Genomic DNA, 24,870 nt, shown 5'->3' with positions numbered 1-24,870 from the left:
TGCCTGCCGGGCCGCCGATAAGGCCACATCCCCCCGTTTTGGATACCCCCATGAACTACTTGAGGAACGTCAGGGTTGCCTGGCGTCTTGGGCTGGGCTTTGGCCTGTTGCTGCTGCTGGTGGCCGCCGTGGTGGCCACCGGCGCCACCGCCAGTGTCGTGCAGAAGCGCGCGATGCAGCAGGTGGTCGACGTCAGCGTGGCCAAGGTGCGCCTGTTGTCGCAGATGCTCGACGCCAACAACCAGATGATGGTGGTGCGGCGCGAAATGCTGATCCGCCAGGGCGAAGACCGCGGCAGCGATGAGAAGCGCATTGCCGATCTGGTCAAGCGCTATGAGGCCAGCTGGGCCGCCTACCAGGCACTGCCAGGCGATGCGGAGGGCAAGGCCATCGCGGAAACCATCGCGGCCAAGCGTGCCATCGCGCGCCCGCTCAACAAGCAGACCAGCGAACTGATGGAGCAGGGCGACTACCCGGGTGCCGTGGCACTGACCCTGGGCCCGGTGCAGGAAGCGGCCAACGGCTGGAACAAGGCACTGTCCGATGGCGTGGATTTCGAAGAGAAGGAAAGCCGTGAGGCAGCCGCCGAGGCCATCCGCCTGGGTGAGCGCAGCCTGCTCCAGCTGCTGGTGCTGGGCGGCGTCGCGCTGCTGGTCGGCATCGGTGCCTCGGTGATGATCGGGCGCAGCCTGACCGGCCCGCTGGCCCGCGCGGTGAACCTGGCCGAGCGCCTGTCCAAGGGCCAGCTGGATCAGGAATTCCGCCTCGGCGGCCGTGACGAACTGACCCAGCTGGGCGAGGCGATGGCCAGCGTGCGCCAGAGTGTGCAGGCGGCGATCGGCGCGCAGTTGCAGATGGCCGAGCAGCACGAGGCCGGTGCAATCCGCTATCGCATGGACGCCAGTGCGTTCCCCGGTGATTTCGGCCGCATGGTGCAGGCCACCAACAGCCTGGTCGAGTCGCACGTGCAGGTGGAACTGCTGATGGCCGAGGTGATGCAGCGTTACGCCATGGGTGACCTCAGCCGCGACCTGCCGGACTACCCGGGCGAGAAGGGCACGCTGACCCGCACCCTGGCGGCGGTGAAGCAGAGCCTGATGGCGATCAACGCGCAGATCGATGAACTGGCCCGCGCCGCACGCGCCGGCGATTTCAGCATGCGTGGCGATGCCGCTGCGTTCCAGTACCAGTTCAAGACGATGGTCGAGCACCTCAACGGCATGATGGCCAGTTCGCAGGCCAGCATCGCCGATGTTTCCGACGTGCTGCGCGCGATCTCGCATGGCGACCTGACCGCACGCATGGAGGGCGAGTACGAAGGCGTGTTTGCGCGCATGCGCGACGATGCCAACACCACCACCGCGCAGCTGACCGGCATTGTCCGCGGCATCCAGGTGGCTGCCGACAGCATCAACAACGCGGCCCAGGAACTGGCCGCCGGCAACAACGACCTGTCGCGCCGCACCGAGCAGCAGGCTGCGAATCTGGAAGAAGCGGCCGCGTCGATGGAGGAGCTGACCTCCACCGTACGCCAGAACGCCGAACTGGCGCGTCAGGCCGACAGCGAAGCGCATGCCGCCGGTGCCGCCGTGCGCGAGACCGAGCAGGCGATGGCACAGATGGCATCGGTGATGGGCGAAATCGATCAGTCCTCGGCGCGCATCTCGGAAATCTCCACGGTGATCGACGGCATCGCGTTCCAGACCAACATCCTGGCGCTGAATGCCGCAGTGGAAGCTGCGCGCGCAGGCGAGCAGGGCCGTGGCTTTGCCGTGGTCGCCAGCGAAGTGCGCACGCTCGCACAGCGTGCCGGTGTCGCCGCCAAGGAGATCAAGGAACTGATCGAGGACGCCGCTTCCAAGGTGAAGAGTGGCCTGGCGGTGACCGTTGAATCGGAAGCCGCGATCGCACGCGTGGCGCAGGCCAGTTCGCGCACCACCCAGCTGATGAGCGACATCGCAGCGGCCAGCAAGGAACAGGCCGCCGGCATCGAGCAGGTCAACCAGGTGGTGGTGCAGATGGACCAGGTGACCCAGCAGAACGCCGCGCTTGTGGAAGAAGCCACTGCCGCGAGCCGCGCGCTGGAAGAACAGGCGCATGCACTGACCACGTCAGTGGCGGTATTCCAGCTGGAGCAGGGGCCGCGCATGCCGGTCATGCCGGCGCGGGCGGCGTAAGCGACCTGTAACTGGATACTGGATGGCGCCCTGCCTGCGATGTCCCGCATGCAGGGCGTCGATGCACCCACCGGAACGATGCCGCGGGCTAGCGCCCGCGGGCTGAGCGTTCGATCAGCCAGCCGGCTGCGTACAGCAACAGCAGTGTCGGCGGAACCAGCACTGCATATGCGGTCGACCAGGGTTTGCCACGCAGCAGGCCGCCTGCGCCGATGGCATCGAGTGCGGCAGACTGCAGGGTGATGGGGAGCGCCATCAGGATATAGGTACCCTTCGGGTCCCCCTCCGACTGCGCGCCGTGAACCAGCCATGCGGTCAACAGCAGGTAGACCACGCAAAGCGCAAGACCGGTCCAGCTCAGGAGTCGCCGCATCTTCATCCGCATGCCCCGGTTCAACGGACGTCGAAGCGGGCCTGCAGCGGCAGGCTCACTTTCCGCAGCAGATCCCGGACCACCACCTGCGCAGTCCACGTGCCTTTCGGATCACCGGCCTCGGCGACGAACCTCAGGTGCAGGTTGGTCATGTACAGCAGGTTTGGCGGGCCGGTCAGGGCGGCGGTGAAACAGGGAACATCGCGTTCGTCGATACTGGTACTGCCGTCCGGGCGCAGCATGCGCAGATCGCAGTGCACCTTGGGTACGCGGTTTTCGTCCAGTTGCGGGTTGGAGAGGAATGTCAGCAGGAACAACTCACCGCCCGGGTGGACTTCGTCGGCCTCGTTGAAGCGGGGAGTGGTCTCCTGCGGGGTCGTCCACTTGGCCCGCCAGTCGGCATCGGAAGTGACCAGCAGCGATGCCGCGAAGCCGCCGCTGGATTTCATGGCATCGGTCTCCGCCAATGCCTTGCCATCCCCATTTATCCAACCATCGCTGGCGGAGCTGTCCAGTGGCAGCATCATGGCCATCATGGCCAACGCGCAGGTCCATCGCATCAACGGCTCTCCCGGGTAGCCGCGTCCCGCGGCAGAGCGGGTAGTATTGCCCAACCTTGGCCGGCAAAGCAGCAGGACAGCCGGAGCAGGGGTTCCGTTGCCTGCCGATGTGGGTGATGCTTGCCAGCAAAGGAGGTGGCATGGGAATCGGGAGCGAGGAAACGCCGATCTGTTTCCCTGCATCGGCCGCGCCGCAGCACGTGCTGATGCTGCCCGGTCTGGATGGCTCCAGCAGGCTATCGCCCCCGTTCCTGTCGGCACTCCAGGCTTATGGTCTGACGACGCAGGCGATCACGCTGCCCGCGCAGGGACCGCAGGATCACGCCACGCTTGCCCAACGGCTGTGGTCGCAGCTGCCCAGTCGTCCCTTCATCCTGCTCGCCGAGTCTTTCTCGGGCCCGTTGGCTGTTGAACTGGCCACGCGCCAACCCACCGGGCTGCGCGGACTGGTGCTTGCCGCGACCTTTGCGCGTCGGCCGGTGCCACTGCCGGCAGCCAGCGCAGCCCTGCTGTCGCCGGCCTGGCCGCTGCCTCCCGTGGCATTGCTGGCGCGCCTGTTGCTGGGGCCGTGGTGCACCCGCGGGCACACGTCGATGCTGCGCGATGCATTGGCCAGGACTCCGACGCGCACGTTGCGGCAACGCGCCGCGGCGACCCTGCGGGTCGACGTGCGTGCATTGCTGCCGGCAATCCAGGTGCCGACGCTGTGCCTGCACGCGTGCCACGACCGCCTGCTGTGGCCGCCCAGCTTGGCCGAGCTGCAGGCCCTGTTGCCCGATGCCCGCCATGTGTCGTTGGAGGGGCCACATCTGCTGCTGCAGGCACGTGCCGACGCAGCTGCAGCCGAAGTGGCCGCGTGGATGAGGACGTTGCCGCGTTGAACGATGCGCTCAACTGCGGGCGCGGGTACGTGCCGCTTTCCTGGCCGCCACCTTGCGCACGGTCTTCTTCGCCGCACGGGTCTTGGCCGCCTTCTTCGCTGCAGCACTGCGCGAGGCGGCTGTACCGGCCTTCTTGACCGCTGTCTTCTTTGCGGCCTTCTTGGTGGCGGTCTTACGAGCCGGTGCCTTCTTTGCCGCCGCCTTCTTCGCAGGCGCCTTCTTCGCGGCCGTCGCCTTGGGCGTGGCCTTCTTTGCGGCCGACTTCCTGGCAGGCGCCTTGCTGGCCGCCTTCTTCGTGCCCTTGCGTGCGCTGCCGCTACGCTTGCCGCCACCGTCCTGCTTGTTCACGGTGGCCCAGGCGATGCGTTCGGCGGTGCTTTCGCTGGCACCGCGCTCGCGCTCGCTTTCCTCGATGTGCTCGGCCTGGCGCTTCTGTTTGTCGGTATATGCGGATTTGTCACCACGGGGCATGACGGTTCTCCTGTTGTAGTAGTCAGGCCAGCAGGCGCAGCTTGGGTTCACGCGCCCACTGGCGGGTGGCGGCCGCCGTCAGGAAGGCCTTGGCGTCTTCCGCTTCGACGATGCCGGCATCGTTTCCGACGCGCGCCGCCTTCAGCAGCGCCTGGCCGCCTGCGTCGCTGGCGATGGCCTTCAGGTGCGCCCACGCCTGGCTGACGAACTCGATGGCTGCACTCTCTTTCGACAAGGCCTTCGCGGCTTCTGGGCTGAGCACCACGGCGACCGCATCGAACACAGCCGATGGGGTGCCCGCCAGTTGCCCATCCGCCGCCTGCATCGCGCCATCGCTCAGCGTGGCGCCGCCTACTTTGGGCGCGACCAGCTTCACGTCTGCACCCGCCTTCCGGGCCGCTTTGCTCAGGCTGGCCATCACGCGCGCGTCGGAGCCCTCATCAAACAGGATGCCGATGCTGCGTCCTTGCAGGGTGGGCTTGTTGCGCCCGATCACGCGCACCTCGGGAGCGGCAGGCATGTCCTGCGCCGGCGTGGCGGTCGGCGCGGGGTCGGGCAGTGCAGGCAGCGCGAGCCCATCGGCTACGCGCTGCGCCAGTGATTCGTCGATGTTGCGCAGGTGGCTGACGGTACGCACCCGCACCTTGAGTGTTTCCACCTTGGACAATTCGAACACGAGTGCCGATGCCAGATGCGCCTGTTCCGGCTTCTCAAGGCTACGGAAGAACATGCGGGCCTGGCTGTAGTGGTCGCCGAAGCTCTCCGCGCGGGTGCGGCCCTTGCGGCCATCGTCGGCGCTGGCATGGCTGCGGAAACCTGCGGGCGTCTCGCGCGGCGAGTCCTCCTGCAGCGAGCTGGGATCATAGGCGACGCGGCCCTTGGGCACCTGCATCTGCATGTGGCCGTCGCGCTGGTGATTGGCGAACGGGCACTTCGGGGCATTCACCGGGATCTGATGGAAGTTCGGGCCGCCAAGCCGCAGCAGCTGGGTGTCCAGGTAGGAGAACAGGCGGCCCTGCAGCAGTGGATCGTTGCTGAAGTCGATGCCCGGCGGCACGTTGGCCGGACAGAACGCCACCTGCTCGGTCTCGGCGAAGAAGTTGTCGGGCCAGCGGTCCAGCACCATGCGCCCGATCACCTGCAGCGGTACCAGCGATTCGGGAATGATCTTGGTCGGGTCCAGGTGATCGAACGGGAACGCGTCGGCTTCTTCTTCGGTGAACAGCTGCACCGCCAGTTCCCACTCGGGGAAATCACCGCGCTGGATGGCCTCGAACAGGTCGCGGCGATGGAAGTCATTGTCAGCCGATTGCAGTTTCAAGGCTTCGTCCCAGACCGTTGACTGGATGCCCAGCTTTGGCCGCCAATGGAACTTGACGAACGTCGACTCGCCCGCCTCGTTCAGCAGGCGGAAGCTGTGCACCCCGAAGCCTTCGATCATGCGCAGCGAACGCGGAATGGCGCGGTCGCTCATCGCCCACATGATCATGTGCATCGACTCGGGCATCAGCGAAATGAAGTCCCAGAAGGTGTCGTGGGCCGAAGCCGCCTGCGGGAACGCACGGTCTGGTTCCATCTTCACCGCATGCACCAGGTCCGGGAATTTCATGGCGTCCTGGATGAAGAACACCGGGATGTTGTTGCCGACCAGATCCCAGTTGCCTTCCTTGGTATAGAACTTGACCGCGAAGCCGCGCACGTCGCGCGGAGTGTCCACCGACCCTGCGCCGCCGGCCACGGTCGAGAAGCGGGTGAACACGGGCGTCTTCACGCCTACCTCGGTCAGGATGCGCGCCCGGGTGTGGGCGGCCAGAGACCGGGTCAACTCGAAGTAGCCATGTGCCGCGCTGCCACGTGCGTGCACGATGCGCTCGGGAATGCGTTCGTGATCGAAGTGGGTGATCTTCTCGCGAAGGATGAAGTCTTCCAGCAGCGTGGGTCCTCGAGGTCCCTGCCGCAGGGAGTTCTGGTTGTCTGCCACCGGGATGCCCTGATCGGTGGTCATCGCCGGGTGGCTGCCGCCGGCGCGCGGGTGCAGTTCATCGCCGTTGCCGCGGGGGTGGTTTTCGGTTGCGCGCTTGCCGGTCGGCTTGCTGGCGGCCATGGGGGAGGCTCCGGATCATCAAGGGAACCACGACACTGGAACCGAACCCGTTAAACCCAGGTCCGGCAAAGGTGAACGTACGGGCAAAAGCAGGCTCGGGTATGCTTGCCCCATGCGAGTCGAGCCCGCCGACATCGAAGCCCTGTTCGACGCCATCCCGGACGTGCTGTTCTTCATCAAGGACCGCCAGGGGCGGTACACCCACGTCAACCAGACCATGCTGCGACGGCTGGGCCTGCGCGCGCGCAAGGACGTGATCGGGCGCACAGCGGCCGAGATCTACCCGACCGGCCTCAGCGCGGACTATGTCGACCAGGACGCCCGCGTGCTGTCCGGCGAGGTGATCGAGAACCTGATGGAGCTGCACCTGTTCGCCAACCGCGAACCGGGCTGGTGCCTGACCTGCAAGCGCCCTTTGCTGGTCGATGGCGCCATCGAGGGCCTGATCGGCATTTCCCGCGACCTGGGCCAGAAGGACAGCCTGGGCGCCCAGTACGAGCAGCTGCGGCTGGCGCTGGCCCACCTCAACGCGCACTACGCCGAGAACGTGCGCATGCAGACCCTGCTGGACATCACCGGCTTCTCACTGTCCAAGCTGGAGCGCAGTTTCCGCAAAGTGTTCCAGATGACCCCGCAGCAGGTGCTGACCCGGCTGCGGATCCAGATGGCCATGCACCTGTTGCATGGCGACGACAGCATTGCCTGCATCGGCCAGGCCTGCGGTTTCAGCGACCAGAGCGCCTTCACCCGCAAGTTCAAGGCTGAAACCGGTTTCTCGCCGCGCGCCTATCGCGCCCGGATCGGCGGCAACGTCGGCGAGCCCGCACTGGCCTGAGCCCCCTGCTGCGCTGTGCCTATCCCCGCGGGCCTGGGACAGGGTAAGGTGTCGCCCCTGTAGCCCGCCGCCAGCCCCGCCGATGCCCAATTCGATTCCGACCGCTTCGCCGTCCCGCCTCGGACATTCGCTCAAGCCCCGTCAGCTGATCATGATGGGCCTGGGCAGTGCCATCGGCGCCGGCCTGTTCCTCGGCTCGGGCGTCGGTGTGCAGGCGGCCGGTCCGGCCGTTCTGGTCTCGTATCTGGTCGCTGGCGCGCTGGTGATCATCGTGATGAACGCACTGGGCGAGATGGCGGCGGCCAAACCGACCAGCGGCGCGTTCTCGGTGTACGCCGCCGATGCCATGGGCGCCACCGCTGGCGCCACGGTCGGCTGGTTGTGGTGGGTGCAGCTGGTGATCGTGATCGCCGCCGAGGCGGTCGGTGCGGCCGGGTTGCTTGCCACGGTCTGGCCGGTGGTGCCGGTGCCGATGGCTGCGTTGGCCTTCATGCTGTTCTTCACTGCGATCAACCTGCTCGGGGTGAAGAACTTCGGCGAGTTCGAATTCTGGTTCGCCATCCTGAAAGTGGCGGCGATCCTGGCCTTCATTGCCATTGGCGTGGCACTGCTGATGGGCTGGCTGCCGCAGGTGACCTCACCTGGCCTGAGCAACTTCACCGGACACGGCGGTTTCGCACCGAAGGGCCTGGCCGGGATCGGTGCGGCGCTGCTGGTTGTCGTTTTTGCCTTCGGCGGCACCGAAATCGTCGCCGTTGCGGCGGCCGAAACCGAAGATCCCGAACGCAGCATCGCCCGTGCCATCCGTACTGTGGCCTGGCGCATCCTGGTGTTCTACATCGGCTCGCTGAGCGTGATCATCGCCGTGGTGCCCTGGACCAGCGAAGCACTGAAGTCACCGTTCGCCGCCGTGCTGGACATCGCGCGCATTCCGGGCGCCGGCACCGCCATCACCCTGATCGCGGTGATCGCGCTGCTGTCGGCACTCAATGCCAACCTCTACGGCGCCTCGCGCATGATGTATTCGCTCGCGCAGCGCCGCGAAGCACCGGCCGTGCTGGGCTGGACCGATCCGCGGCAGGTGCCGGTCATCGCCGTGCTGGCCAGCGTGCTGTTCGGCTTTGCGGCCACAGTGATGGAACTGCTGTTCCCGGACCGGGTGCTGCCGGTGCTGCTGAACATCGTCGGTTCCACCTGCCTGCTGGTGTGGACGCTGTCGCTGGTTTCGCAGCTGGTGCTGCGCCGCCGCGCCGATCGCCTGGGTACCCGGCTGCCATTCCGCATGGCCGGTTTCCCGTGGCTGACCTGCTGCGCGCTGGCGATCCTGGCGTTGATCTTCGGCCTGCTGCTGAGCGAGGCGCACACCCGCCTGCAGTTCCTGTCGATGGTGGCGCTGACCGCCACCATCGCCGCCGGCAGCGCCATCGCCCGGCGCATGCGCGAGGCGTGACTGAAGCTGTAGAGCCGACCCTACGGTCGGCTGCTGTTGCCGTAGCTTCTGTAGAGCCGACCCTGTGGTCGGCTGCGGTTGCTGTAGTTTCTGTAGAGCCGACCCTGTGGTCGGCTGCTGTTCGCGTGGCCGCCAGCCGAGCGCGGGCTCGGCTCTACAGCCGGCATACATCCGCCGTGCCATCCTGATCGTGTGGGCCGCCAGCGGCCCGTCGACCAGGAGTACCGCATGCTGCGCAGCCGTCCCTTCCTGATGTTCACCGGCCAGGCCGAGGCCGCGCTGGCCCTGTACGCCGAAGCCTTTGCCGATTTCCGCCTGCTGGCCCTGGAACGCCACCCCGAGGAGGCCGGCGCCGGCGTACCCGGACAGGTCCGCCAGGCCATCTTCCTGCTCGGTGGCACCCACTACCTGTGCTTCGACAGCCTGGATGTGCACGACTTCACCTTCAGCCCGTCGATCTCGCTGTTCGTCGAGTGCTCCGGTGCCGAGCAGTTCGAGCGTGCGGCACGCGTGCTGGGCGAGGGCGGCCATTGGTTGATGCCGGTGGGTGATTACGACTTCAGCAACCGCTATGGCTGGGTGCAGGACCGCTTCGGCGTATCGTGGCAGTTGAGCCTGGGACAGATGCCGGACCCGTGATCGGGTAATTGTGGGTGTGGACCTTGGTTCACACGCCCTCATGAAAACGGCCCGCTTGCGCGGGCCGTTTTCTTTATCGATGCAGTGAGGAATCAAGCCTCGACTTCATCATCTTTGTAGGCATCGACCGGGATGCAGGCGCACATCACGTTCTTGTCACCGTACACGTTGTCGACGCGTGCCACCGGCGGCCAGTACTTGCTCTGCTTCAGGCTGGCCAGCGGGAAGGCGGCCAGTTCGCGCGGGTAGGCGTGGGTCCACTCGCTGGCGGTCACCGCGGTGGCGGTGTGCGGCGCGTTCTTCAACGGGTTGTCCTCGCGGTCCAGGCGGCCGTCTTCGATCGCGCTGATTTCCTCTCGGATCTGGATCATCGCGTTGATGAAGCGATCCAGCTCGTGCAGCGACTCGCTCTCGGTCGGTTCGACCATCAGCGTGCCCGCGACCGGGAAGCTCAGGGTCGGGGCGTGGAAGCCGAAGTCGATCAGGCGCTTGGCGACGTCCTCGGCGCCGATGCCGCTGGTCTTCTCCAGCGGGCGCACGTCCAGGATGCACTCGTGCGCCACCAGGCCGTTGCGGCCGGTGTACAGGGTCTTGAAGTGCGGAGCCAGGCGCTTGGCGATGTAGTTGGCGTTGAGCTGCGCGACCTGGGTGGCCTTGCGCAGGCCTTCGCGGCCCATCATCGCGATGTACATCCAGCTGATCGGCAGGATCGAAGCGCTGCCGAAGCTGGCCGCGCTGACCATGCCGACCGGGCCGTTGTCACCCAGCTTGCCCGGCAGGAACGGGGCCAGGTGCTCCTTGACCGCGCACGGGCCCACGCCCGGGCCACCACCGCCGTGCGGGATGCAGAAGGTCTTGTGCAGGTTGAGGTGCGAAACGTCCGAACCCCACTTGCCCGGCTTGGCCACGCCGACCAGGGCGTTCATGTTGGCGCCGTCGGTGTACACCTGGCCGCCGTGCTTGTGGATGATCTCGCAGATCTCGACCACCTCTTCCTCGAACACGCCGTGCGTGGACGGGTAGGTCATCATGATCGCGGCCAGGCGGTCGCTGTACTTCTCGGCGTTGAGGCGGATGTCCTCGACGTCGACGTTGCCGTTGGCATCGGTCTTGGTCACCACGACCTTCATGCCGCACATCTGCGCCGAGGCCGGGTTGGTGCCGTGCGCCGAGTCCGGGATCAGGCAGATGTCGCGGTGGCCTTCGCCGCGCGATCGGTGGTAGGCACGGATCGCCAGCAGGCCGGCGTACTCGCCCTGTGCGCCGGAATTCGGCTGCAGGCTGACCGCGTCGTAGCCGGTGCATTCGACCAGCATCGCTTCCAGCGTGTCGATCAGTTCCTTGTAGCCCAGCGCCTGGTCGGCCGGCACCAGCGGGTGGATCTGCGAGAACTCCGGCCAGGTCACCGGGATCATCTCGGCGGTGGCGTTGAGCTTCATGGTGCACGAGCCCAGCGGGATCATCGTGCGGTCCATCGCCAGGTCCTTGTCGGCCAGCGAACGCAGGTAGCGCAGTAGCTCGTGCTCGCTGTGGTGGGTATTGAACACGGGATGGGTCAGGAACGCGGACTGGCGCAGCAGGCCGGCCGGCAGCGCGTCGGCGGTGCTGGCGTCCAGCGCATCGACGTCGGCCTGCGCGCCGAACACGGCGGCCAGCGCGACCACGTCGGCGCGGGTGGCGGTCTCGTCCAGGCTGATGCCGACCGAGTCGCTGTCGATCGCCCGCAGGTTGTAACCGGCGGCGCGTGCCTTGGCGTGGATCTCATCGGCATGCACGCCGGTGATGTGCAGGGTGTCGAAGAAGTCGCCACCGACCTGCACGCCGGCGTTGCGCAGTGCCGCAGCCAGGATCGAGGCCAGGCGGTGGGTGCGCCGGGCGATGCGGGTCAGGCCTTCCGGACCATGGTAGACCGCATACATCGAGGCCATCACCGCCAGCAGCACCTGTGCGGTACAGATGTTCGACGTCGCCTTCTCGCGGCGGATGTGCTGCTCGCGGGTCTGCAGGGTCAGGCGGTAGGCCGGGTTGCCCTGGGCATCGATGGAGACACCGATCAGGCGGCCCGGCATCGAGCGCTTGTAGGCGTCACGGCAGGCCATGAACGCGGCGTGCGGGCCGCCGAAGCCGAACGGCACGCCGAAACGCTGGCTGTTGCCGACCACGATGTCCGCGCCCCATTCGCCCGGGGCGGCCAGCAGGGTCAGTGCCAGCAGGTCGGTGGCCACGGCCACCAGGCCGCCGCGCGCGTGCACGGCATCAACCAGCGCCTTGTAGTCGCCGACCTGGCCGAAGGTGTCCGGGTACTGCAGCAGCAGGCCGAAGGCTTCCGCTTCCAGTGCTTCGGCGGGGGTGCCGACGCGCAGCACAATGCCCATCGGTTCTGCGCGGGTACGCAGCAGTTCCAGGGTCTGCGGGTGCACGGCGTCGTGCACGAAGAAGGTGTCCGACTTCGACTTGGCCGAACGCTTGGCCAGGGTCATCGCTTCGGCGGCGGCGGTGGCTTCGTCCAGCAGCGAGGCGTTGGCGATCTCCATGCCGGTGAGGTCGGCGCACAGGGTCTGGAAGTTGATCAGCGCTTCCATGCGGCCCTGCGAGATCTCGGCCTGGTACGGGGTGTAGGCGGTGTACCAGGCCGGGTTTTCCAGGATGTTGCGCAGGATCACGTTCGGGGTGTGGGTACCGTAGTAGCCCTGGCCGATGAAGCTGCGCAGCACGGTGTTCTTGTCGGCGATCGCGCGGATCTTCGCCAGTGCCTGCACTTCGGTCATCGACTCCGGCAGCGCCAGCGGCGCCGGCGACTTGATCTTGGCCGGCACGATGGCATCGGTCATCGCATCCAGCGACGCGTGGCCGACGACGTCGAGCATCTGCGCGATCTCGGCATCGTTGGGGCCGATGTGACGCTCGACGAACGCATTGTGGTGCTCGAGCTCACGCAGGGAAGGGGTGTTCTGGGACATGGCGAAGGATCCGTCAGGAAAGGGCACACGCACGGGCACAAGCCGCCGGTCGGCGGTCTGCGGGGCGCCCCTCTGTCCTTTTGCCTGAGAGTTTGGAAGCGCGGAAAACCGCAGCTTCGTGCCCCTTCGGCGCCGGATCGAACCGGTCTCTCCAGAGTTCTGTTACGGGTGGTATCGGGCCTGAGCGATTACGGGCGTTGCGCCTTCGGCAGCGGTGTTCCGCTTCTCCCACCGTGTTGCCGGCGGATTATAGCCCGTTGCGGGCCCGCGGGCCGCCTCCCGGCACGGCCCCGCGGCTGAATGGCCGATGGCCCGGACGTGCGTTTTGTGCATCGCTGCATGGCATCGGGCGCAATCCCCACCTATGATGGCCGGATACCCGACTTCATCTGGCGCCGTCCCTGCAGAAGGGGACCGGCGCCCGCCGTGCGTGCCACGCATGGCCCTGCCGGACGCCTTTCTCATGACCGCCGTTGTTGCTCCCTCCACCCGCCGCATGGCCCTGCTGCTTGCCGGCCTGGCCATGTTCGGCCCGTTCTCGATCGACACCATCTTCCCGGCCTTCCCGCAGCTGGCCCGGCGCCTGGCGGTGGACGAGGTGGCGGTGCAGCAGACCATCAGCGTCTACCTGCTGTTCTACGGCCTGATGAGCCTGGCGCACGGTCCGCTGTCCGACGCCTGGGGCCGCAAGCGGGTGATCCTCGGTGGCCTGGTGGTGTTCGTCGGCGCCTCGGTGGGCTGCGCGCTGTCCACCGACCTGACCACGCTGCTGGCGTTCCGTGCGCTGCAGGGCCTGTCGGCGGGTGTCGGCATGATCGTCGGCCGCGCGGTGATCCGCGACCTGTACCACGGCCACGATGCCCAGCGGCTGATGAGCCAGGTGTCGATGCTGTTCGGCATCGCCCCGGCCATCGCGCCGATCATCGGTGGCTGGATCCTGCTCAGTGGCGCGGGGTGGCCGCTGATCTTCTGGTTCCTGGTGGTGTTCGGGCTGGTCCTGCTGGCGGCCACTGCACGCTACCTGCCCGAGACCCATCCCGTCGAAGCGCGCGTGCCGTTGTCGCCGCGCGCGTTGATGCGCGATTACGTGCGCATCGGTTTCAACCCTCGCTTCCTGCGCCTGGCACTGGCCGGCAGCATCGGCTTTGGTGGAATCTTCCTGTACATCTCCTCGGCGCCGGTGTTCGTGATGCAGCACCTGCACCTGGGCGAGGGCGGTTTCGCCTGGTTGTTCATCCCGACCATCGGCGGCATGACCACCGGCTCATTCCTGTCCGGGCGCATGGCCGGGCACACCACGCCCACCCGCCAGGTCTCCATTGGTTTCGGCCTGTGCGCATTGTCAGTGCTGTTGAACGTTGGCTACGTGGTGCTGTCGCCACAGTTCGTGCTGCCATGGGCGGTACTGCCGATCTTCCTGGGTGGCATGGGCATGGCGCTGATCTTCCCGATCCTGGCGCTGGCGGTGCTGGACATGTACCCGCATCAGCGCGGCCTGGCCTCGTCGCTGCAGGCCTTCGTGCAGCTGATGATCAGCACCGTGGTGGCCGGCGTGGTGTCACCACTGCTGAGCGGCAGCCCGCTGCACCTGGCACTGGGCCAGGCGGCGTTCTTCGGCGCCGGTTTCGTGTTCTGGTACTGGGAACACCAGCGCGAGCGCGCGGCGCGGGCAGCCTGCACGGGTCACTGAGCAGCGCGCAGGGGTAGGGTGGGCCGCGATGCCCGAAACACTTGCGGCAGGGAACGGCCGGACTAGGCTGGGCATTCCAGCCAGCCGGTGCGTGGGTGCACGACAGCCAGCCGACCCAATGTCGTTGCATGAGGTTTCGCCATGGCTGCGCAGCAGACCTACCGCCTGTTCGAGGTGGCGCTGAAGGAGCGCCGCGTTCTTTCCCCTTCCCTGGACCGCATGGTGTTCACCGGCGCCGACGTGGCGCGGATGAAGACCGAAGGCCCGGACCAGCGCATCAAGGTGTTCTTCCCCTTGCCCGGGCAGGACCTGCCACAGGTGCCCAGCGGCGAGGACTGGTACCCCCGCTACCGGGCGCTGCCGGACGATCAGCGCCCGCCGATGCGCACCTATACCATCCGCCAGCTGCGTGCAGAGCTGGGCGAAGTCGATGTTGATTTCGTGCTGCATGGCGAGACCGGGCCGGCCTCGCGCTGGGCCATCCACGCGCGACCGGGCGACCGCGTAGTGCTGCTGGCCCCCGATGCCGACTGTGCCGACAGCAGCGAAGGCTGGGAATGGAGGCCGCCGGCCGGCGTCGGCCAGGTGCTGCTGGTGGCCGATGAAACCGCGCTACCGGCGGTGGCTGGCATTCTTGAGGAACTGGCGGCCATGGTCGACCCACCGCGCACGCTGGCGCTGCTGGAGGTGGCGCAGGCCGGTGATGCGGTGCACCTGAAGGCGCCCTCCAGCGCCGAGCTGGTCTGGCTGCCGCGCGGGCAGGCCGCCTACGGACAGCCGTTGCTGCAGGCGGTCCAGGCGCGGTTGGCAGCGACCTCGAGCGTGGCTGCCGGCGATGCGCTGGAGGAGATCGACGTCGATACGCAGATCCTCTGGGAGCAGGCCGATACCCGTGTGGCCGGTCCGCTGTATGCCTGGGTGGCGGGTGAGGCGGGGGCGGTGATGGCGATCCGCCGCCACCTGGTGCGCGATTGCGGGCTGGACCGCCGCGCGATCACCTTCATGGGCTACTGGCGGCATGGCAAGGTGCTGGACTGACCGGACTGGATCGAGCACGCGTGAAGCAGCGCTGCGGGCGGGGTGCGCTATCCTTGCGCCCCCCTTCGCAGCGGTACCGCACCATGTCCACCAGCTCCAAGACCCGCCGCGACCAGCGCCGTCGCCAGGAAAAGCAGGCCGCCAACAAGGCCGCTGCCCAGGCCTCGCCGGTGGAGCCGCATGCCGAACTGCGCGACGCGCAGCGCACCCTGCTGGCCGGTGTCGTGCGCCGCGACGGCGAATGGGTGCTGGGTATGGACGGCCGCATCGCCGGCCACAGTGACTCCGCCGCACAGGTACTGGCGCTGATCATGCAGGCAGGTGAACTGCACGAGCGCAACGGCACGCCGGTGCGCCTGATGTACTCCGATGCGCTGCGCGACGCCGCGCATGCCGAAGCGAAAGAGAAGGGCCAGACCTTCGAGGAATTCAAGGCGGAACTGGCCGCGGCGATGGCGGCGAAGAAGGACAGCTGATCGCGCCGAATCTGTAGAGCCGAGCCGTGCTCGGCTTGCCGTGCGCAGCACGGTGGAAACGCAGCCGAGCATGGCTCGGCTCTACAACACGGAGAAGGGGCGGATCCTTGCGGATCCGCCCCTTTTCTCATTTCGCCGCCGGGGCCGCGTTGGCCTGCCAGCCACACATCTGGCCTTCATTCTGCTGCTTCAGCCACTCGTTGACCGGAGTGAAGTACTCGATCATCGGGCCGGCATCGAGCTTGTCGGTGCCGGTCAGCTCCTTCAGCGTGGCCTGCCACGGCTGGCTGGCACCCTTGCTCAGCATCGCCCAGTATTTCTGGCCGGCTTCCTTGTTGCCGTAGAAGGTGCACTCGTGCAGCGGGCCCTTGTAGCCGGCCGCATCGCACAGGCCCTTGTAGAACTGGAACTGCAGGATGCGGGCCAGGAAGTAGCGGGTGTACGGGGTGTTGCCCGGCACGTGGTACTTCGCGCCCGGATCGAAGAATTCCTCGCCACGGGTGCTGGCCGGGGCCACGCCCTGGTACTTGGCCTTCAGGTCCCACCACGCTTTGTTGTAGTTGTCGGCGGTGATCGAACCATCGAACACGCCCCAGCGCCAGCGGTCGATCATCAGCCCGAACGGCAGGAACGACACGCCCGACAGCGCCATGCGCATCTGGTTGTTGATGACCGCTTCGCGGCTCTCGGTCGGTGCATCGACCAAGCCGATCGAGCTGAGGTACTTGGGCGTCATCGCCAGCACGATGGTGTCGCCGATCGCCTCATGGAAGCCATCGTTGGCACCGCCCTGGAACAGCGGCGGCAGCGGGTTGTAGGCCAGGTCATAATAGATATGGCCCAGCTCGTGGTAGATGGTGGTGAAGTTCTCTTCGTTCGGCTTGATGCACATCTTGGTGCGCACATCGCCTTCCATGTTCATGTCCCAGGCGCTGGCGTGGCAGACCACATCGCGGTCGTCGGGCTTGATGAACTGGGTGCGTTCCCAGTACGACTGCGGCAGCGACGGCATGCCCAGCGACACATAGAAGTCCTGTGCGCGTTCGGTCATCTGCTTGGCGGTACGCAGTTCGGCTTCGCGCTGCGCCTTGTACTGGGCCGCCACGTTGGCGTCCTTGCCGGCCTTGGCCAGCGCCGCGCTCAGGTTGGTCTGGTACTGCTTTTCCAGTGCAGCGGTGATGTCCAGGCTGCCGGCACCCGGGTACGGTTCCAGCTGGTCCCACAGGTTCGACCAGTCCTGCTGCCACATGTTGCCCAGCAGGTGCGCGGCAATCAGGCCGTTGCCCACTTCGGCCTTGTCCTTGCCGTAGGTCTTGTCCAGCTTGCCGCGTGCGTAGCAGTGCAGCTGCTCGTACATCGGCTTGACCTGTTCCCAGAGGCGGTCGGTTTCCGGGCCGATCTGTTCGGGCGGCATGTCATAGCCGCTGCGCCACATCTGGCCGGCATCGGCAAAGCCCATGCCCTTGGCGCCTTCGTTCACCAGGCCGACGAACTTCTGGTAGTCGCCGCGCATGCTCTTGGTGGTGCTGTGCCAGCCCTGCCAGGCGTCGAGCTGCTTGTCATAGTCGCGGCTGCGCGCCAGCACCTGTTCCAGCTCGCCCAGCTGGCGGCAGGAGTTCGGATCATTGGCATCGGTGCAGTACTTGCCGGCACCGTAGCTGCCTTCCATGCGCGTGGCGATCTGGGTCAGCTCGGCCAGCTTGGCCGGGTCGCGCGGTGCAGGCATCGAGGACATCAGCTTCAGCAGGTGGATCGCGCGCTTGCTGTCCTCGCTCATCGGCTTGCCGTCGAACTTGGCGGCCTGTTCGATCCAGCTGTTGAGCTGGGTCAGCGAACGCTCGTTGGCCTTGGCCGCAATGCGTTCCGAATCACCGTTGATGTAGGTGGAGGACAGCCACTGCGCCGAGGTCATCTCCGGGTAAGCGGCCTTGAATTCGGCATTGATGCGGGCCACGAACTGGTCGGCGGTTTCACCGGCCGGAGCGCTGCTGCTGGCGGTATCGGTGCCTGGGGCAGCTTCCTTCTTGCAGGCGGCCAGGGCCAGCGTGGCGGCGGCGATTGCCGAGGCCAGCAGGAGATGACGGTGTTTCACGGGCGGTCCTTGGGTGGTGAACGACGGCCGAAGGCTAGTGGGCCGTCGCTGCCACCGCAAGTGGCGGAAGTCGGCAGGGCTGCGCCCTGCACCCGCAGAGGCTTTCAAGCAAGGGCAAAGGCCGAAGCAGCAGCAACAGCGGGCGATCCGTGGTTTGGCGGGGCGGTGTCGGAGTGCGGGGACGCCGCAAGTACGTCCGTGTAGGCTTGGCAGCCGCTTGCTCGTGTGCGCTTTCCTGCGCACACGGCAAGACCGGGGTTGGGCGTCCTGCCCAACCCGCCCGAGGCATGCCTCGGGCCCATGCGGCTGACACCCCGCACTCCGACACCGCCCCACCTCTGACAGATTCCGTGTGCTGTCGGTAGGTGTCGACCTTGGTCGACACATCTGTCAGATATCGAATGGGTCATCCACGCATGGCGTGGATCTACTGTGTCGACCAAGGTCGACACCCACCAGGGCAATGCGTCGTTCCGACAGATCGCGAAAATCTGTCGAAGGCGGGGTGGGTCCGGTTGCGGGGGCGTGAGCCGCATGAATGCGGCGACCGAGCTTACATGGACGTACTTGCTGCGTCCCCCGCAACCGGACCCACCCCGCCAATCCACGGAATGCCAGCTTTTGCTGTTGCTGTCGCTGTCGCTGTCGCTGTCGAGGCTACCGGCCAGCGGCCGGCACTACCGCAGGTGCAGGGCTGCAAGCCCTGCCAAACACCCCTCAACCTTCGCAGTTGGCGAACACGTCGCGATCGCGCTCGTACAGCGCCGTCTTAACCTGCATCAGGCCCAGCACCGACGGGAACAGGTTGTCGTGGTCGGTATAGGCCGCCGAACGCTTGCGCACGCACTGCAGGTCCAACCCACGGCTGCTGGCGAAGCCCGGCGAGAACCACATCGTCATCGGTACGCGGGTCTGCTCGGCCGGTGCGATCGCATACGGCACGCCATGCAGGAACAGGCCCTTCTCGCCCAGCGATTCACCATGGTCGGACAGGTAGATCATCGCCGTGTCGTAATCCTGCATGCCCTGCAGGGTAGCAATGGTCTTGCTCAGGAAATGATCGGTGTACAACACCGCGTTGTCATAGCTGTTGGTGATCTCGTCGCGCGAGCAGCGGCCGATGTCACGGGTGTCGCAGGTCGGGGTGAAGCGGCGGAACGCGGGCGGATAGCGCTCGAAATAGGCCGGGCCGTGGTTGCCCAGCTGGTGCAGCACCACGACCCGGTCGCCGGGCTTGGCCCGCACCTGGGTGGCCAGGTCCTGCAGCAGGATCTCGTCCATGCAGCGGCCATCGGCGCACAGGCCGGGTGTGGTGGCGTCGGACAATGACTGGAAGTCCAGGCCCTCGCACACGCCCTTGCAGCCGGACTGGTTGTCACGCCACAGCGGCGCGATGCCGGCGCGGTTGAGTACGTGCAGCAGCGACTGGTGCGCACGGATCTTCTTCTCGTCGTAGTCGTGGCGGCCCCACGGCGAGAACAGGCACGGCAGCGAGACCTCCGTGCTGGTGCCGCAGGAATGCATGTCCGGGAAATTGATCACGCTGGCCTGCGCCAGTTCCGGGGTGGTGTTGCGGCCACCGTTGAGGCCCCAGTTCTGCGCACGCACGGTCTCGCCCATGACGATCACCAGCAGGCGCGGCTTGCTGGCCGGCGCTCGCGGAGTGGCCTTGGCGTCGGTGCCGATCGGCAGCTTCGGTGCGCGCTGCACCGGGTTGTCGCCACGCAGCGCACGCGGCATGCCCAGCAGCACGTTGGCCGGAGTGGCGAGGTAACGCACTTCGCGCTGGTTGCGCATCAGTGCCGAGACGTCCTGGAACGAGATCAACGCGCCGCCGACGGCGGTCACCGCGGCCACCAGCAGGAAGCCCAGACGCCACAACAGGCTGCGGCCCCAGCTGCGGCGACGCAGCTGCACGCGCCACAACACCGCCATCGGCAACACGGCCAGCAACAGGACCGGCCACAGCAGCGACACGGTCATCAACTCGCGGCTTTCCTTGGGGTCCGTCGCCAGCACGTTGCGCAGCATGTCCGCATCCAGGTAGATGTGGTAGCGGCTCATGTAGTGCGCGGCGAATGCGGTCACCAGCAGCAACAGGCTGATCACCACCTTGGCGTTCCAGCGCCAGACCAGGATGCCCAGCAGTACGCCGTGAGCACCCAGCAGCAACAGCAGCAGCGAAAGCGCGTAGCGCAGGCTGCCTGGATGGCTGGCCATCGCGCTGTGCCAGAACAGGCCATTGCCGGCCACCGCGAAGAACAGGCTGGTCAGCGCGATCAGCGCTTCGGTGGACAGCTGCGGCCGCCAGTGGCGCAGACCCGCAAGGGCGGGGAGGCGGGCGGGCCGTTGGACCGATGCGCTCATGCGTTTGCCTCCTGGCGGTTGGCATGGTTCAGTTGACGGTGTGTCAGGACGCGCTTGACGATCAGATAGAGGCCGAGCGAAAGCAGCCAGCAGATCAATGCAGTGGCGACGTCATGCGAAAGGAAATGCGCTCCGCGCAGCTGCTGGCTGATGCCGAACACCAAACCGGCGCCGAGGCCGATCCACAACCCGGCCCAGCGCCACGACGGGCGCCATAGCAGGGCGAAGTAGTACAGGCACAGCCAGGCGTAGCCGGCACTGGCGTGCCCGGCCGGGAAGCAGGCCTGCGCGGCCATGCCAGCGGGGCGTGCGGTGAAAAGCCCGATAAATGGCTGGTGGCCGCCGTAGCGCAGCAAGTCCCAAGGGCATTCCATCGGCACCAGCGACTTCAGCAGGGAGATCACGCCGGTGCCCAGCGCCAGGGCAAGTACGACATAAAGCAGCGCCCACCGCAGGGTGTGATCGCGTCCTTTACGCCAGTGATGGAAGCACAGCAGGAGCACGACCAGCGCCGCCGCAGTGCTCAACCATTTACCGGCCTTGTGCACGACGCTGCGGGTGATCCAGGCGTCCTGTAGCACCCATCGGCTGCCCTCAAGGCGGAACAGGTGATCGGCCACCCACTGGTCGCCGCCGAACCCCATCAGCAGCGCAAACACGGGCAGACCGATTGCGACAGGCAGCCAAAAGTGAGTTACGGCGAATCTTGACGCCAGTGGCGATGTCGCAAGCGGCGCGATCGAATCAAGGGGACGAACGGGCATGCTGAGGGAAGGTGGGTTCGGGAATCCGCAGCCATGCTCGTCACCTGCATGTCGGAGAAGGGTCGGACGCTCGTTCGCGCCGGGTTAATGATTTCCCCGGCACGAGTCAACGTTCAGTCTTCTTCGGCGGTCGAGCCGGCCCGTTCGGCGTGGCATTGCGGGTCCCAGGCCGTACCGGGAAGCAGTTGCCAACGATTCCTGTTGGCCATGCCGATGTCGATCACCTTGGCCGGATCCACGCAGGGACTCATCGCCTCGTCCAGCACCAGCAGCCAGCGCTTGTCCGGCGCTTCGGCGAGCCAGGGGCCGGCATCGTGCCATTGCTCGGCCCAGGGCCGCTTGAAGCCGAACTCGCGTACCGGGCGGTCAGCCTGCAGCAGGTTCTGCTCGCGCCAGGCGACCAGCGCCAGTTCGGCGTCCGGACCGATCCGCGCGCCGACGCGGCGCATCAGCGCCGATGCCGATGCGTAGGGATCCAGTGCCGGGATCAGCACCAGGCCGTAGAGCATCCACAGCATGCCGTGGGTCAGCAGCACCAGTGTCGTGGCGCGGCGCACCCGCAACCAGACGGCCAACGTGGCCAGCGCGATGGCGAAGGTCAGCAGGCCATCACCCAGCACCGGCAGCAGCGTATCGGGCATGGCCCGGCGTTCCAGTTGCGCCAAGGCCCACGGGTGCTCGGTCATCAGCATCACGCCGAGCACGCCGGTGGCCAGCATCAGCACCACGCTGTAGCCGAACAAATAGCGGCGCACGCACAGCCGGCGCAGCAAGCCCGGCAACAACGGCGCAACCGCCAGTGCCATCGCAGGCAGCATCGGCAGCACATAGACCTCGCGCTTGCCCGGGCTGGCACTGAAGAACACCAGCACCAGCAGCGCCCAGCCCAGCAGCAGCCACTGCCGGCGGTCGCCCCGGCGGATGCGGCGCCACCACGGCTTGAACAGCAGCGGCAGCAGCAGGCTGCCCGGCAGCCACAGGGTCAGGATCACCTGCAGGTAGTACCAGGCCGGTTGGCGATGGTGCCAGGCGTTGGCATAGCGGGTACCGGTCTGCTTGAACAACAGCTCATGCGCGTAGGCCTGCAGTTCGGCGCTGGGCGTGTGCAGCAGGGCCCAGCCCAGCGGCGCAAGCCACACCGACACGCCCAGCAGGAAGGCCGGGATCAGCCACAGCAGCGTTGCCGGGTGTGGGCCGTCAACGCTGCGCCCGCGGCGACGCTGGTACAGCCACCAGCCGAACCACGGCAGGACCATCAGCAGCGGCAGGAAACCCACGCCTTTGGTCACCGTGCCGAGGCCAGCGGCGAACCCCGCCAGCCACAAGGCAGCCAGGTTGCGGCGTTCGCACAGGTGGCGCATCAAGCCCCACAGGGCCACCGTGGTCATGCCGACCAGCACCATGTCGATCTGCGCGCGCTTGGCCATCAGGCCAAACTGCAGGGTGCAGAACAGCGCCGCCAGGGCGTACAGGGAATGCCGCGGTGACCACAGTCGGCGTGCCAGATCCGACACCAACCACAGGCTGAGCAGGGCGCCCAGCAGCGACGGCAGCAGGAACGACCACTGCCAGCTGCCGACGATCTCGTAGGCCGCCGCCTGCAGCCACATGAAGACGGGTGGCTTCTCCGCATACAGCTCCACGCCCCGGTGCGGCAGCAGCCATTGCCCACTCTCGACCATGGTGCGGGCCGCCAGCACGAAGCGCGGCTCGTCCGGTGGCTGCGGCTGCCGAAGGCCGATCCCCGCTGCCAGCGCAGCAACGATCAACAGCCACAACAGGGGCAGGCGCCAACGGCGGGGCAGGGCTACGGGCACGGCAGGCTCCGGGAGCAAAAACGGCCATTCTGAGGTGGCGGGGGTTGGAAAAGCGTCAGAGGAGGCCGGGACGACCGCATTCCGACATGGGCAGCGCTACCATGGTACGAACTTCCGTGGATGTTTCGTGCATGCGTCTGTTGGTGATCGAGGACAACCGCCAGCTGGTGGCCAACCTGTTCGACTACTTCGAGTCGCGCGGGCACGTGCTCGACGTGGCCCCGGACGGCATCACCGGCCTGCACCTGGCCGGCAGCCATCCCTACGACGCGGTGATCCTGGACTGGATGCTGCCGCGCATGGAGGGGCCGGAGGTGCTGCGTCGCCTGCGCGCCGAGCAGGCTTCGGAGGTGCCGGTGATCATGCTGACCGCGCGCGACGAACTGCCGGACAAGATCACCGGCTTCCGCGCGGGTGCCGACGATTACCTGACCAAGCCGTTCGCCCTGCCCGAGCTGGAAGTTCGGCTGGAGGCGCTGCTGCTGCGTGCGCAGGGCCGGAACCCGCGCAAGCGCCTGCAGGTGGGCGACCTGGTGCTTGACCTGGCGACCCTCGAAGCCCAGCGGGGTGGTCAGGTGCTCCACCTCTACCCGGCCTGCCGCAAGCTGCTGGAGGTGCTGATGCGCGCCAGCCCCGGTGCGGTCACCCGCCAACAGCTGGAGTTCGCCCTGTGGGGCGACGAGCCACCGGATGGTGACCTGCTGCGCTCGCATGTCTATGAGCTGCGCCGCAGCGTCGATGGTCCGTTTGCCGACAAGCTGATCCACACCCTGCCGCGGGTTGGTTACCGCCTTGCGGTGACCGCGGCCGCCGATGCAGGCAAGGATGATGATGAAGGCGCGTAGGCCGGGCCCGCTGTACCGGCGCGTGGTGTGGTGGTTGCTGGGCTACCTGGCCCTGCTGTCGATCGCTGTGTTCAGCGTCGGCAACTACGTGCACGAACACGCCGAACATGCCGCCTGGCGCGCGCTGCTCAATTCCGAACTGGACAGCATCGTCGAGCACGTCGAGCATGAACCGCACTATCGCTGGCAGGATTCGGACACGCTCAGCCTGTACCGCTTCGATGCAGTCAACCTGCCTGACAGCCTGCGTACGCTGCATCCGGGCCTTCACGACGGCGTGATGATCAAAGGCCGGGAGACGGCGGTGATGGTGCGCGAGACCCGGTCGATGGGACGGGTCGCGCTGGCGCTGGACATCTCCGATTTCCATGACCTGGAGCAGTTCGCCACGCGCTGGGTGATGCTGGCCGGGGTGATCATGATCTTCGTCACCGTGCTGATGGCATCCTTCGGCATGGAACGCATGGTGCGCCCGTTGAGCCTGCTGGCCCAGCACATCGGCGCATTGCGGCCGGGCGTTCAGGGCCAGCGCATCGAGGTCGACCCGCGCGGCAGTTCCGAGCTGCACACCATCGCCGATGCGCTGAACGACTACCTGGACCGCAACGAGCAGTTCGTCGAGCGTGAGCGGGTCTTCATCAGTACCGCCAGCCACGAACTGCGCACGCCGATCGCAGTGATGACCGGTGCAGCCGAGCTGGCGCTGGAGCAACCGGGCCTGCCCGAACGTGCCCGCCAACAGATGCAGCGGGTGCTGCGCACGGCACAGAGCGTGGAGCAGCTGATCGAGCTGCTGCTGGTGCTGGCGCGTGATCCCGCGCGCCTGGCCGCGCGTGCCGAGCGCATCGCACTGGACCAGCTGCTGCCGGAGATCGTCGACGACCATCGCTACCTGCTCGGCGACAAGGACCTGAGCATCGGCATCCAGGCTGCGCCGGTGGATATCGTCGCGCCGCTGGCGGTGGTGCAGGCGGCGATCGGCAACCTGCTGCGCAATGCCATCGAAAACAGCGGCCGCGGCCATATCGAGCTGCAGCTGAGTTCGTCGGCGGTACTGACCCTGCAGGACCCCGGGCACGGGATGAGCCCGGAGGAGATCGCGGCGATCCACGCGCGCATGGCCCGCGGCGAGCGTGCCGATCGAGGCAGTGGCATCGGCCTGGACCTGATCGCGCGGCTGTGCGAGCACCTGGGCTGGACGCTGCAGTTGCAGCCCCGCCAACCGCGCGGGACGCGTGTCACCCTGGACTTCGGCGCTTCGCGCCCCGCTTGATCGGACGGCCGACCTGCTCCGCGCTGCGGCATGACCCGACGTGAAGACAATGTTAATC

19 protein-coding genes and 1 riboswitch are annotated in these 24,870 nt (G+C 66.9%); of the genes, 10 read left to right on the top strand and 9 right to left on the bottom strand.

Going from position 1 to position 24,870, the window contains the following annotated elements; translation table 11 throughout:
• Positions 1 to 50: 50 nt before the first annotated feature.
• Positions 51 to 2,177 (top strand): methyl-accepting chemotaxis protein, encoded by a 2,127-nt coding sequence (locus tag ACZ75I_RS14610; RefSeq protein WP_472958145.1) that lies wholly within the window; start codon positions 51 to 53, stop codon positions 2,175 to 2,177.
• An 88-nt stretch (positions 2,178 to 2,265) separates the two neighbouring features.
• Here ACZ75I_RS14610 and ACZ75I_RS14605 read toward each other — a convergent pair whose 3' ends face one another.
• Entirely contained in the window at positions 2,266 to 2,556 is a 291-nt protein-coding gene (locus ACZ75I_RS14605) for a hypothetical protein (protein ID WP_032954416.1), read from the bottom strand.
• 14 nt (positions 2,557 to 2,570) lie between these two features.
• Entirely contained in the window at positions 2,571 to 3,110 is a 540-nt protein-coding gene (locus ACZ75I_RS14600; RefSeq protein WP_472958143.1) for a hypothetical protein, read from the bottom strand.
• 140 nt (positions 3,111 to 3,250) lie between these two features.
• Here ACZ75I_RS14600 and ACZ75I_RS14595 point away from each other — a divergent pair, with 140 nt between their 5' ends.
• A complete protein-coding gene (locus tag ACZ75I_RS14595) occupies positions 3,251 to 3,991 on the top strand; it encodes an alpha/beta fold hydrolase (protein ID WP_472958142.1) in 741 nt (246 codons plus the stop codon).
• 9 nt (positions 3,992 to 4,000) lie between these two features.
• Here the strand turns inward: ACZ75I_RS14595 and ACZ75I_RS14590 are convergent, their stop codons facing one another.
• Entirely contained in the window at positions 4,001 to 4,462 is a 462-nt protein-coding gene (locus ACZ75I_RS14590; protein WP_472958141.1) for a hypothetical protein, read from the bottom strand.
• A 22-nt stretch (positions 4,463 to 4,484) separates the two neighbouring features.
• Positions 4,485 to 6,566, bottom strand: a complete 2,082-nt coding sequence (locus tag ACZ75I_RS14585) for a catalase (protein ID WP_472958140.1) — start codon at positions 6,564 to 6,566, stop codon at positions 4,485 to 4,487.
• 112 nt (positions 6,567 to 6,678) lie between these two features.
• Here ACZ75I_RS14585 and ACZ75I_RS14580 point away from each other — a divergent pair, with 112 nt between their 5' ends.
• The 3 genes from ACZ75I_RS14580 (at position 6,679) to ACZ75I_RS14570 (ending at position 9,490) form a co-directional block, all read left to right on the top strand.
• Complete coding sequence (locus tag ACZ75I_RS14580; RefSeq protein WP_005418296.1) at positions 6,679 to 7,401, top strand: helix-turn-helix transcriptional regulator; 723 nt, start codon at positions 6,679 to 6,681, stop codon at positions 7,399 to 7,401.
• Positions 7,402 to 7,483: 82 nt separating this feature from the next.
• A complete protein-coding gene (locus tag ACZ75I_RS14575) occupies positions 7,484 to 8,851 on the top strand; it encodes an amino acid permease (protein WP_061478840.1) in 1,368 nt (455 codons plus the stop codon).
• 228 nt (positions 8,852 to 9,079) lie between these two features.
• Complete coding sequence (locus ACZ75I_RS14570; protein WP_472958139.1) at positions 9,080 to 9,490, top strand: VOC family protein; 411 nt, start codon at positions 9,080 to 9,082, stop codon at positions 9,488 to 9,490.
• 92 nt (positions 9,491 to 9,582) lie between these two features.
• On the opposite strand, the gene gcvP is transcribed toward ACZ75I_RS14570, so the two are convergent.
• Complete coding sequence (gene gcvP / locus ACZ75I_RS14565) at positions 9,583 to 12,450, bottom strand: aminomethyl-transferring glycine dehydrogenase (RefSeq protein WP_049411804.1); 2,868 nt, start codon at positions 12,448 to 12,450, stop codon at positions 9,583 to 9,585.
• A 62-nt stretch (positions 12,451 to 12,512) separates the two neighbouring features.
• A riboswitch (glycine riboswitch) is annotated at positions 12,513 to 12,615 on the bottom strand.
• A 298-nt stretch (positions 12,616 to 12,913) separates the two neighbouring features.
• Here gcvP and ACZ75I_RS14560 point away from each other — a divergent pair.
• From ACZ75I_RS14560 to ACZ75I_RS14550, 3 genes are all read left to right on the top strand, one after another.
• On the top strand, positions 12,914 to 14,140 hold the full coding sequence (locus tag ACZ75I_RS14560; RefSeq protein WP_472958138.1) for a multidrug effflux MFS transporter: 1,227 nt from the start codon (positions 12,914 to 12,916) through the stop codon (positions 14,138 to 14,140).
• A 141-nt stretch (positions 14,141 to 14,281) separates the two neighbouring features.
• On the top strand, positions 14,282 to 15,178 hold the full coding sequence (locus ACZ75I_RS14555) for a siderophore-interacting protein (protein WP_061478838.1): 897 nt from the start codon (positions 14,282 to 14,284) through the stop codon (positions 15,176 to 15,178).
• A gap of 83 nt (positions 15,179 to 15,261) precedes the next feature.
• Positions 15,262 to 15,654, top strand: coding sequence for a hypothetical protein (locus tag ACZ75I_RS14550; protein ID WP_005418286.1), 393 nt, complete (start codon positions 15,262 to 15,264; stop codon positions 15,652 to 15,654).
• Positions 15,655 to 15,781: 127 nt separating this feature from the next.
• Here ACZ75I_RS14550 and ACZ75I_RS14545 read toward each other — a convergent pair whose 3' ends face one another.
• The 4 genes from ACZ75I_RS14545 to ACZ75I_RS14530 all read right to left on the bottom strand — a co-directional run bounded on the left by ACZ75I_RS14545 (position 15,782) and on the right by ACZ75I_RS14530 (position 22,694).
• On the bottom strand, positions 15,782 to 17,746 hold the full coding sequence (locus tag ACZ75I_RS14545; protein ID WP_231352244.1) for a M2 family metallopeptidase: 1,965 nt from the start codon (positions 17,744 to 17,746) through the stop codon (positions 15,782 to 15,784).
• 717 nt (positions 17,747 to 18,463) lie between these two features.
• Positions 18,464 to 20,113, bottom strand: a complete 1,650-nt coding sequence (locus tag ACZ75I_RS14540; protein WP_154351223.1) for a phosphoethanolamine transferase — start codon at positions 20,111 to 20,113, stop codon at positions 18,464 to 18,466.
• Positions 20,110 to 20,877, bottom strand: coding sequence for a phosphatase PAP2 family protein (locus ACZ75I_RS14535; RefSeq protein WP_061479819.1), 768 nt, complete (start codon positions 20,875 to 20,877; stop codon positions 20,110 to 20,112). Before ACZ75I_RS14535 ends, ACZ75I_RS14540 begins: the two co-directional genes overlap by 4 nt.
• A gap of 113 nt (positions 20,878 to 20,990) precedes the next feature.
• Complete coding sequence (locus tag ACZ75I_RS14530) at positions 20,991 to 22,694, bottom strand: ArnT family glycosyltransferase (RefSeq protein WP_061479818.1); 1,704 nt, start codon at positions 22,692 to 22,694, stop codon at positions 20,991 to 20,993.
• Between the two features lie 131 nt (positions 22,695 to 22,825).
• Between ACZ75I_RS14530 and ACZ75I_RS14525 the strand changes: the two genes are divergently transcribed.
• Both ACZ75I_RS14525 and ACZ75I_RS14520 read left to right on the top strand, forming a co-directional pair.
• On the top strand, positions 22,826 to 23,539 hold the full coding sequence (locus ACZ75I_RS14525) for a response regulator transcription factor (protein ID WP_072169171.1): 714 nt from the start codon (positions 22,826 to 22,828) through the stop codon (positions 23,537 to 23,539).
• Complete coding sequence (locus ACZ75I_RS14520; RefSeq protein ID WP_061479822.1) at positions 23,526 to 24,812, top strand: sensor histidine kinase; 1,287 nt, start codon at positions 23,526 to 23,528, stop codon at positions 24,810 to 24,812. The genes ACZ75I_RS14525 and ACZ75I_RS14520 overlap by 14 nt, the downstream gene beginning before the upstream one ends.
• Positions 24,813 to 24,870 lie beyond the last annotated feature (58 nt).

This window comes from Stenotrophomonas sp. X (genome assembly GCF_055721025.1).
This window is presented reverse-complemented; position numbering and strand designations above follow the sequence as displayed.

What these genes read in the sequence shown, in the direction of transcription:
- ACZ75I_RS14610 (WP_472958145.1), top strand. Translation starts at nt 51, where the DNA reads ATGAACTACTTGAGGAACGTCAGGGTTGCCTGGCGTCTTGGGCTGGGC.
- ACZ75I_RS14605 (WP_032954416.1), bottom strand. Translation starts at nt 2,556, where the DNA reads ATGAAGATGCGGCGACTCCTGAGCTGGACCGGTCTTGCGCTTTGCGTG.
- ACZ75I_RS14600 (WP_472958143.1), bottom strand. Translation starts at nt 3,110, where the DNA reads ATGCGATGGACCTGCGCGTTGGCCATGATGGCCATGATGCTGCCACTG.
- ACZ75I_RS14595 (WP_472958142.1), top strand. Translation starts at nt 3,251, where the DNA reads ATGGGAATCGGGAGCGAGGAAACGCCGATCTGTTTCCCTGCATCGGCC.
- ACZ75I_RS14590 (WP_472958141.1), bottom strand. Translation starts at nt 4,462, where the DNA reads ATGCCCCGTGGTGACAAATCCGCATATACCGACAAACAGAAGCGCCAG.
- ACZ75I_RS14585 (WP_472958140.1), bottom strand. Translation starts at nt 6,566, where the DNA reads ATGGCCGCCAGCAAGCCGACCGGCAAGCGCGCAACCGAAAACCACCCC.
- ACZ75I_RS14580 (WP_005418296.1), top strand. Translation starts at nt 6,679, where the DNA reads ATGCGAGTCGAGCCCGCCGACATCGAAGCCCTGTTCGACGCCATCCCG.
- ACZ75I_RS14575 (WP_061478840.1), top strand. Translation starts at nt 7,484, where the DNA reads ATGCCCAATTCGATTCCGACCGCTTCGCCGTCCCGCCTCGGACATTCG.
- ACZ75I_RS14570 (WP_472958139.1), top strand. Translation starts at nt 9,080, where the DNA reads ATGCTGCGCAGCCGTCCCTTCCTGATGTTCACCGGCCAGGCCGAGGCC.
- gcvP (WP_049411804.1), bottom strand. Translation starts at nt 12,450, where the DNA reads ATGTCCCAGAACACCCCTTCCCTGCGTGAGCTCGAGCACCACAATGCG.
- ACZ75I_RS14560 (WP_472958138.1), top strand. Translation starts at nt 12,914, where the DNA reads ATGACCGCCGTTGTTGCTCCCTCCACCCGCCGCATGGCCCTGCTGCTT.
- ACZ75I_RS14555 (WP_061478838.1), top strand. Translation starts at nt 14,282, where the DNA reads ATGGCTGCGCAGCAGACCTACCGCCTGTTCGAGGTGGCGCTGAAGGAG.
- ACZ75I_RS14550 (WP_005418286.1), top strand. Translation starts at nt 15,262, where the DNA reads ATGTCCACCAGCTCCAAGACCCGCCGCGACCAGCGCCGTCGCCAGGAA.
- ACZ75I_RS14540 (WP_154351223.1), bottom strand. Translation starts at nt 20,113, where the DNA reads ATGAGCGCATCGGTCCAACGGCCCGCCCGCCTCCCCGCCCTTGCGGGT.
- ACZ75I_RS14535 (WP_061479819.1), bottom strand. Translation starts at nt 20,877, where the DNA reads ATGCCCGTTCGTCCCCTTGATTCGATCGCGCCGCTTGCGACATCGCCA.
- ACZ75I_RS14525 (WP_072169171.1), top strand. Translation starts at nt 22,826, where the DNA reads ATGCGTCTGTTGGTGATCGAGGACAACCGCCAGCTGGTGGCCAACCTG.
- ACZ75I_RS14520 (WP_061479822.1), top strand. Translation starts at nt 23,526, where the DNA reads ATGAAGGCGCGTAGGCCGGGCCCGCTGTACCGGCGCGTGGTGTGGTGG.